Here is an 8,386-nt window from a genome sequence, read left to right as displayed (position 1 = left end):
CCCTTGGAGTCGAAATGAAATAACTTGCGCGTTTCGAACCCTCCACAGGCCTGTGACCTGCGATGATGCTCTCAATCACGTATTTGTTACTTCATTACGTCCCCCTTGACCGTACTTTTGCGTTACATGAGTAAAAATGACTTTATAGGTAGAAACGTACGACTGGGGTGATGCGGGTGCGCGGGCGCTCCTGGTCGGATGACCCTCCGGCCGGCCGCTGGCCGGTGGACGGATCGCCATCCTCGGACCAGGACGGCACGGTGCGCCACTCCGAGGTGGATCCGCCCCGTTCGGCCGATCGGCGGCTTGCCGGTGGAAGCGCCGGCATGCCGACCCCGTCCCGGGGCGAGTGGCTGGACGCCCGGCTGCTCCCGCTGCGCCGTCGCCGAAGTGACACGACGACGCGGATGCTCCGTTCCCCCAGCGAGGGTTCCCCCACCGAGCTGGTCTACATCCGCCGCAACGGTGCTTCTTGCGACGCGCGTGGCGGCCCGGTCACAGGCCGCGCCGGGGACCGGGCGGACCCGGCGCGGGCACGTCCGGACGGTGCCACCACGACCGTGTTCCATTGGCACGGGCGGCAGGCCCCGGCCGGTAAGGGGCTGGACACGCCGGACACGAACGTCCTGGCCTGGGGCGTGCCGGCTCGGGGCGTGCCGGCCTGGGACGGGTCGATCTGGGACGTGCCGGCCCGGGACGTCCCAGCCTGGGACGGGCAGGTACCGGACGCGCGTGTTCGGGCGGACGACGGCGGTGGGCCTGGCCCGGGTCGTCCATCTCGCGTCGCCGGTTGGATCACCGCGCGCCCCGGGGGCCGAGCCGGCCGAATCCCGCGTCTCCCGCTCGTCGCGGTCTCGATCGCGGTCGTGCTCGCCCTGACCGCCCTGACCGCCTGGGTTCTGGCGCCCTCCGGAGGACACCCCACGGACACAGCGGCCGGCGGCCCGACGTCCGCCCCGCCGACGCCGCCCCCGCCGCAGTCGCCGGGCTCCGGCCTCTCGCCCGCACCGGGGGTCCAGCCGCCGGTCACCGCGCCCCGGGTACAGCGGGCCGCCACGACCGGTGAGTTTCCCACGGGGGTCGCCGCGCACACGTTGGCGCAGGCGAACCGCTGGGCGGAATTCCGTGGCCGGCCCAACGACGTCGTCGTCATGTACACCGAGCGGTCCAGCTGGCGGGCGATCGTCGAGCCCTGGATCGGGCGCGACGCCTCGCCCTTCGCCGGCTTCTCTGGCATATGGGTCATCAGCCAGCCGCTCTTTCCAGACCAAGGGCCGGAGAAGGGCAACCTCGCCGACTGTGCGGCCGGCCGCTACGACGCCGAGTGGCGGCAGTTCGGCCGCTGGCTGGTGAGCATGGGGCGGGGCGACTCGTTCGTCCGGCTGGGCTGGGAGTTCAACGGGCTGTGGTTCGCGTGGGCGGCCACGGACCCGCAGCAGTGGGTGCAGTGCTTCCGCAACGCCTCGTCGGCGATCAAGGCCACCAGCCCGCGGGTCCGCATCGACTGGAACCTCAACGCCCACGGCTCGACCACGTCGGTCGGCGCCTTCGATCTCTACCCGGGTGACCAGTACGTCGACGTCATCGGGGTCGACACCTACGACCAGTACCCGCCGAGCCCGACCTACGCCGACTTCGACAACCAGTGCAACGGGGACGGCGGTCTCTGCCAGGTGATCCTCTTTGCGCGGACCCATCACAAGCTGTTCTCGGTGCCGGAGTGGGGTGTGGTCAGCCAGCAGGGCACCAAGGCGGGTCGGGTCGGGGCCGCGGGTGGGGACAACCCCGTCTACATAGAGAAGATGCACGAGGCGTTCGTGCGCAACGCGGACATTCTCGCCTACGAGGCGTACTTCCCCGATGCCCTGCCGAACAACGTCCGTTCCTCGTTGGTCGACCCCACCATCAATCCCATGGCGGCGGCGATGTACCAGCGGCTCTGGGGCTGATCCCTGGGGGCTGATCCAACACGATCAGCGTACGCTGCCGGTCCCGGCGCGGGGGCTAGAGAAAGAAGATCATCGCACCCACCACGGCAGACCTCGCCAACCTCGCTGGCAAGACCAGCATCAAAACCTGAAGTTATTTTCCGGTACTCCCTGGCATCGGGCACCGATGATCGGTGTTTACTCGGGTAGCTGCCGCCAGATTTCGCGCCAGCGGGTGTCGGACAGGGAAGCCGGATCGGCGCCCTCGGCACGGACCGTGCCCTCGACGGCGGCCAGCCGGTCCCGGAAGCGACGGGCGGTCGCCCGAAGGGCCCGCTCCGGATCGACGGAGGCCATCCGGGCGAGTGCGACGGCGGCTAAAGAGCAGATCACCGATCAGGTCGTCCCCCGCCGTGCCCGACCGGGCCAGTACGGCGGCCGTGGCGGCGATCTCGGTGACCCGATCGCCCGCGTCGGTCACACCCCACGCGGCCGTCCCGGTCAGCGCGAGCGCAGGGACGCCGATGCCGGCCGCCCGCTTCAGCAGCTTGGCCGCGAGGGACAACGCCGGTTGGGAGAGTGGGACGCCCTCGGTCACCGAGACGCGCCCCTTCTCGACCGCCTTGATCGCGTCCCAGTTGGCGACGACGTTCGCCGGACCGTCCACGACCACGTCACCGAACACGTGCGGATGACGGCGGATCAGTTTGGCCACCAGGCCGGCCGCGACGTCATCGACGTCCCAGCCGTCCTCGGCGCGCTCGGCGGCGATCCGAGCGTGGAAGAGCACCTGCATCAGCACGTCGCCGAGTTCCTCGCGCAGCTCGGTGAGATCGTAGTCCTCGATCGCCTGATACGCCTCGTACGTCTCCTCGACCAGGTACGGGGCGAGCGAGGTGTGCGTCTGCTCGGCGTCCCAGGGGCAGCCGCCCGGCGACCGCAGGCGGTCCATGACCGCGACGGCGTCCAACAGGCTCGAGCCGGGCAGCTCCCTGGTGGCCACGAGGCTCGTCACTTCGACCCCGGTCACCCCATCGACCCCGGTCACCCTCTCGACGCCGGCATCGTTCCGTTCCCCGGATCCACTCGCCTCGTCGAGGAGGCGGTCGAGGATGCTCGGCGTAAGCGGATCGGGCAGCCAGGCGACCTCGGCCGCCGCGGGATCCGGCAGGGCGGCCCGGATGAGGGTCACCGCGCCGGCCAGACCGCCGGGATCGCCGGGATCGACGATCAGGACGGTCGCACCGGCCGCCCGCAGCGCGGCGAGCTGAGGATGCGTGGGGCTCGCGGTCAGGACGGGCACCGTGCGCACGACATCCCATGCCCGGGCCGTGAGGATTCCCGGTGCCACCCGGGGGCTGGTGACGACCACGGTGATCCGCATCAACATGTCGCCGTCCGCTCAGGATCGGGTGGTCAGGTCCAGGATCGGCGTGGGCGCGGGCTTGCTGGCGATCGAGCCCTCGGCGGCGACCACGGCGAACTGCTTCGTGTCCCAGGTACCAAATCGTGGGTTTATCGAGATGGGATCCCGGGACTCGGCCTGCGCGAGTAGCGGGCGCACCTTCGTCGCCCGTTTGTCCGCCACCAGGAACCGGGCCAGGTAGGGCTTGGCCTGCCGGTAGCTGAGGGGGATCTTCCCGATCTGATCGACGATGCTGTCGTACTGGGCGCGAGTGTCCGCGTCGGAGGCGAGGACACCCGGGCTGATCTTGTCCCCGAGCGCCGACTCGAACGCTCCCGAGCGGACGATCGTCGCCACGTCCTGCTGGGCGAAGCCCGCCGCGGCGGCTCGCTGCTCGAACGCCTTCACGCTGCCGAACTGCAGGATCGCGTACGCCTGGTAGTAGGACGCGATGTCCTGGCCGGTCAGCGAGATCCCCAGCCGCTTCGCCTCACCGGAGATCAATTCGAGCTGCACGAGTGTGGTCAGGGTTCGTCGCTGGAGTTCACCTCGGTTGAGACTCTGCGACACCGACTGCGAGGTCTGCGGGATCGGTACTGTCTCCGCGGCCTTGAGCCCACGGTCGACAATGCCGCGCAGCTGGGAGGTCCCGATGGTCTGCGAACCGACCTGGGCGGCGGCCCCGGCATGGGTCGTGCACCCGGTACCGGCGGTACCGACGAGCACGAGGAGCCCGACACCGGCGAGGAGACGGGAAAGCTTCACGAGCCGAGACGGTATCCGCTCAGCGTGGCGTACGGTACGGCGCCCTACGCCAGGAGTCAGATCGAGGCCGCCGCGGCGGCGACCGAGTCGGCCGCGACCGCATGCAGGAGCTGGCCGACCCAGGCGAGCAGGGCCCGGTCCCGCAACGGTCGGGAGCCGATGCGCCCCGTCTCGGTCGGCGCGGGAACGAGTACGGTCCGCACCGCCGGTTTGACCACGGCGCCCCGGTAGAGCCGGGTCAGCCGGAGTGTCTGGCTCTCCCGCAGCTCCAGCGGAGCGAACCGGATCTGGCGACCGGCGGCGATGATCTCCGTGACGCCAAAGTGCCGGGCAAGAACCCGCAGGCCCGCGACGGCCAGCAGGTTCTCGACCGGTTCGGGCACCGGACCGAACCGGTCCACGAGCTCGCCACGCACCTCGTCGATGTCGGCGTCCGTGGCGGCGCCGGCCAGCCGCCGGTAGGCGTCCAGCCGCAGCCGCTCGCTCGGCACGTAGTCGTGCGGCAGGCTCGCGTCGACCGGCAGCTCGACCTTGACCTCCGGGGGCTCCTCGACGCCCTCCTTGCGGTACTCGGCCACCGCTTCGCCGACCATCCGCACGTACATGTCGAACCCGACCGAGGCGATGTGCCCGGACTGCTCGCCGCCGAGCAGGTTGCCCGCTCCCCGGATCTCCAGGTCCTTCATGGCTACGGCCATTCCGGCACCAAGGTCGTTGTGCTGGGCGATCGTGGCGAGCCGGTCGTGGGCGGTCTCGGTCAGCGGCTTGTCCGGCGGGTAGAGGAAGTAGGCGTACGCCCGGTCCCGGCCCCGCCCGACCCGGCCGCGCAGCTGGTGCAGCTGGGACAGGCCGAACACGTCGGCCCGCTCGACGATGAGGGTGTTGGCGTTGGAGATGTCCAGGCCCGACTCCACGATCGTCGTGCAGACCAGCACGTCGAACTTCTTCTCCCAGAAGGAGACCATGACCTGCTCAAGCGCGTCCTCGTGCAGCTGGCCGTGGGCGGTGGCGATCCGCGCCTCGGGAACCAGATCGCGCAGCCGGGCGGCGGCCCGGTCGATCGTCTCCACCCGGTTGTGGATGAAGAAGACCTGCCCCTCGCGCAGCAGCTCCCGGCGGATCGCCGCGGTCACCTGACGGGCGTCGTAGGCGGCGACCGAGGTCAGCACCGGGTGCCGCTCCTCGGGCGGAGTGTCGATGGTCGACAGCTCCCGGATGCCGGTGATCGACATCTCCAGCGTGCGGGGGATCGGTGTGGCGCTCATCGTGAGCACGTCCACCGCCGTGCGCATCTTCTTGAGCTGCTCCTTGTGCTCGACACCGAATCGCTGCTCCTCGTCGACGATCACCAGGCCGAGATCCTTGAAGCGGTTCTCCCCGGACAGCAGCCGGTGGGTGCCGATGACCACATCGACACTGCCGGTAGCGAGCCCCTCCTGCACCGCCTTGTGTTCGGCGGGCGAGTTGAACCGGCTCATCGCCTTCACCACCACCGGGAACGCGGCGTAACGCTCGGAGAAGGTCTGGAAGTGCTGCTGGACCAGCAGCGTCGTGGGCACCAGCACCGCGACCTGCTTGCCGTCCTGCACCGCCTTGAACGCGGCCCGCACCGCGATCTCGGTCTTGCCGTAGCCGACGTCACCGCAGATCACCCGGTCCATCGGGACCGGCTTCTCCATGTCGGCCTTGACCTCGTCGATGGCGGCGAGTTGGTCGGGTGTCTCTCGGAACGGGAAGGCGTCCTCCAGCTCACGCTGCCAGGGACTGTCGGGAGCGAAGGCGTGCCCGGGAGCAGCCATCCGGGCGCTGTAGAGCCGGATCAGCTCACCGGCGATCTCCTTGACGGCCTTGCGGGCCCGACTCTTGCGCTTGGCCCAGTCGGCGCCGCCGATGCGGTCCAGGCTCGGCGCGTCACCCCCGACATACCGGGTGATCTGTTCAAGCTGGTCGGTCGGCACATACAGCCGATCGCCCCGGGCGTACTCCAGCAGAAGGTACTCCCGCTGGGCGCCCGCGACGGTCCTGGTGACCATCTCGACGTAGCGGCCGACGCCGTGCGCGTCGTGGACCACCATGTCCCCCGGGAGCAGGGCGAGCGGGTCGATGCCCTTGCGCCGCCGGCTCGGCATGCGCCGCATGTCCTTCGTGCTCACCCCGCGGGCACCCGCGATGTCACTTTCGGTAAGAACGGCGAGGCGCAAAGTATCGCTGGTGAAGCCGGTGGCGAGCCGACCGCAGGTCACCATGGCGACGCCCGGAGTGAGCGTGGCCTCCTCGGCGAGGCCGGCGCCCAGGTCGGCGTCGCGCAGCATCTCCACCAGGCGCTGCGCCGGACCGTGCCCCTCGGTGACCAGCAGCACTCGCCAGGACTCGGCGAGCCAGCCCTTGACGTCGGCGATGACCGCCGCGGTGTCCCCGTGGTAGATCGGTGCGGGCCGGAGGCTGGCGACCACCGTGTTGTCGCCGTACTCGGTCCCGTCGTAGACGGCGCCCGCCAGCCCGGTGCCTGCCGGCTCCTGGTCGATGCCTACCGGGGCCGACATGAAGGGAGTGACCGACCACCACGGCAGACCGAGATCCTCCGCACGCTCGCGGACCTCGGTGATCGATCGGTAGGCGGCCGCGCCGAGATCGATCGGCGCGCCGCCACCCAGCGCCGCGACGCTCCACGACGCCTCGAGGAACTCCTGGCTCGTGCGCACCAGTTCGCTCGCCCGCGAACGGACCCGTTCGGGATCGCAGACCAGCACGTGGGTGCCGGCCGGCAGGTCGTCCAAGAGCAGTGACATGGCGTCGACGAGTACCGGGGCGAGCGCCTCCATCCCCTCCACGGGGATGCCGTCGGCGATCTTGTCGAGCAGGTCCAGCAGCTCCGGGTGGCGCGTCGCGAGGTCCGCGGCCCGCGCCCGCACCTGCGCGGTCAGCAGCAGTTCGCTGCACGGCGGCGCGAACAGGACACGGCCACCACCGGTCGCGCCATCATCCTCCGGCAGCGCCCGCTGGTCCGCCACGGAGAACCGGCGGATGTCCTCGACCTCGTCGCCGAAGAACTCGACCCGCAGCGGATGCTCCTCGGTGGGCGGGAAGACGTCGAGGATGCCGCCGCGCACGGCGATCTCGCCGCGCCGCTCGACCAGGTCCACCCGATGGTAGGCGATGTCCACCAGCCGCGTCACCACGCCGTCGAGGTCGGCCGTATCGCCCTCGGCGAGGGTGACCGGTGCGAGCTCGCCGAGCCCGGCCACCTGGGGTTGCAACACCGCACGGATCGACGCGACCACGATCCGCAGCGGCGGCCGACCGGTGCTCGCCGGATGCGTGAGCCGGCGCAGCACGGCGAGGCGCTGCCCGACCGTGTCAGCCCGGGGGGACAGCCGCTCGTGGGGCAGGGTCTCCCAGCTCGGGAAGACCGCGACCACATCGGGACCGAGCAGGCTGCCGAGCGCCGATGCCAGATCCTCGGCCTCCCGGCCAGTAGCCACGACGGCGAGGACCGGCTGGTCGGCCCCGACCGCCAGGGCCGCGGCGGCGAAGGGCCGCAACGCCGCGGGACCAGCGAGGTCGAGGACCGGTTCACCGACCGCGCCGATCGCCCGGCCCAGGGCAGGGTCCCCGCCGGGACGGGCGATCAGCGCGTCGAGCAACGGCGCGAGGGTCATGGGGTGCGTCCCTGTGCCTCTCGGTTGGTTGGGATCCGACTCCGACTGGTTGGGATCGGACGACGTGACACGGCAAGGCCGATCCGGCCCTGATCTACCGCCCGGCCCCGCTCCACACGACGCTTCCGCCCGGCGATGCCCCGGTCCGCAGGCGCCGGGTCAACCTCGATACCCAGTCGATCTCGATACCGGATCAGGCCCGATACCGGGCCGACCTTGATACCCAGTTGACCCTGATACCGGGCCAGCCTTAATACCGGGCCAGCCCCGATACCGGGCCGACCTTGATCGGCTCAACCCTGTCGGCACAGACGATATGTCCAGCCTACGACAACCTTCCCACCCGCCCCGGCAACCCACCCTCCTCCCGTTCGGGCCGGCGCCGTGCCCGTCGGGGCCGGGGTAACGTGCGCGTCCAGGCGAACGCGGGGCCGGTCAGGTGGAAGCCGAGGGCGCAGCTGCAGGGTCGCACCGGCGAGCGCGACGGCCCCGACGTGACGTATCTCACGTTTCCGGTAACGCGTTCCGGTCGGTACCGGACGACGGACGGCACGCTCGGGCGTCCCGCGCTCCCCCGCCTCGGCAAAGGGGGCGCTGCATCGCCGATCGACGTACAGTCGATTGCCTGG

3 protein-coding genes and 1 pseudogene are annotated in these 8,386 nt (G+C 70.5%); 1 reads left to right on the top strand and 3 read right to left on the bottom strand.

Annotated features, from left to right (window positions below; all coding sequences use genetic code 11):
- Positions 1 to 326 precede the first annotated feature (326 nt).
- Positions 327 to 1,949 carry a glycoside hydrolase family 26 protein gene (locus ACY5KJ_RS02860; protein WP_462202736.1) on the top strand — a complete coding sequence of 541 codons (1,623 nt, stop codon included), beginning with the start codon at positions 327 to 329 and terminating at the stop codon, positions 1,947 to 1,949.
- 177 nt (positions 1,950 to 2,126) lie between these two features.
- On the opposite strand, the pseudogene mazG reads toward ACY5KJ_RS02860, so the two are convergent.
- From mazG to mfd, 3 genes and pseudogenes are all read right to left on the bottom strand, one after another.
- A pseudogene (gene mazG / locus ACY5KJ_RS02855) lies at positions 2,127 to 3,318 on the bottom strand (nucleoside triphosphate pyrophosphohydrolase).
- A 12-nt stretch (positions 3,319 to 3,330) separates the two neighbouring features.
- Positions 3,331 to 4,098, bottom strand: coding sequence for a SurA N-terminal domain-containing protein (locus ACY5KJ_RS02850; protein WP_462185959.1), 768 nt, complete (start codon positions 4,096 to 4,098; stop codon positions 3,331 to 3,333).
- Positions 4,099 to 4,154: 56 nt separating this feature from the next.
- Positions 4,155 to 7,757, bottom strand: a complete 3,603-nt coding sequence (gene mfd / locus ACY5KJ_RS02845) for a transcription-repair coupling factor (RefSeq protein ID WP_462202735.1) — start codon at positions 7,755 to 7,757, stop codon at positions 4,155 to 4,157.
- Positions 7,758 to 8,386: the final 629 nt, after the last annotated feature.

The sequence above is a fragment of the Frankia sp. CcWB3 genome (assembly GCF_977927595.1).
This window is presented reverse-complemented; position numbering and strand designations above follow the sequence as displayed.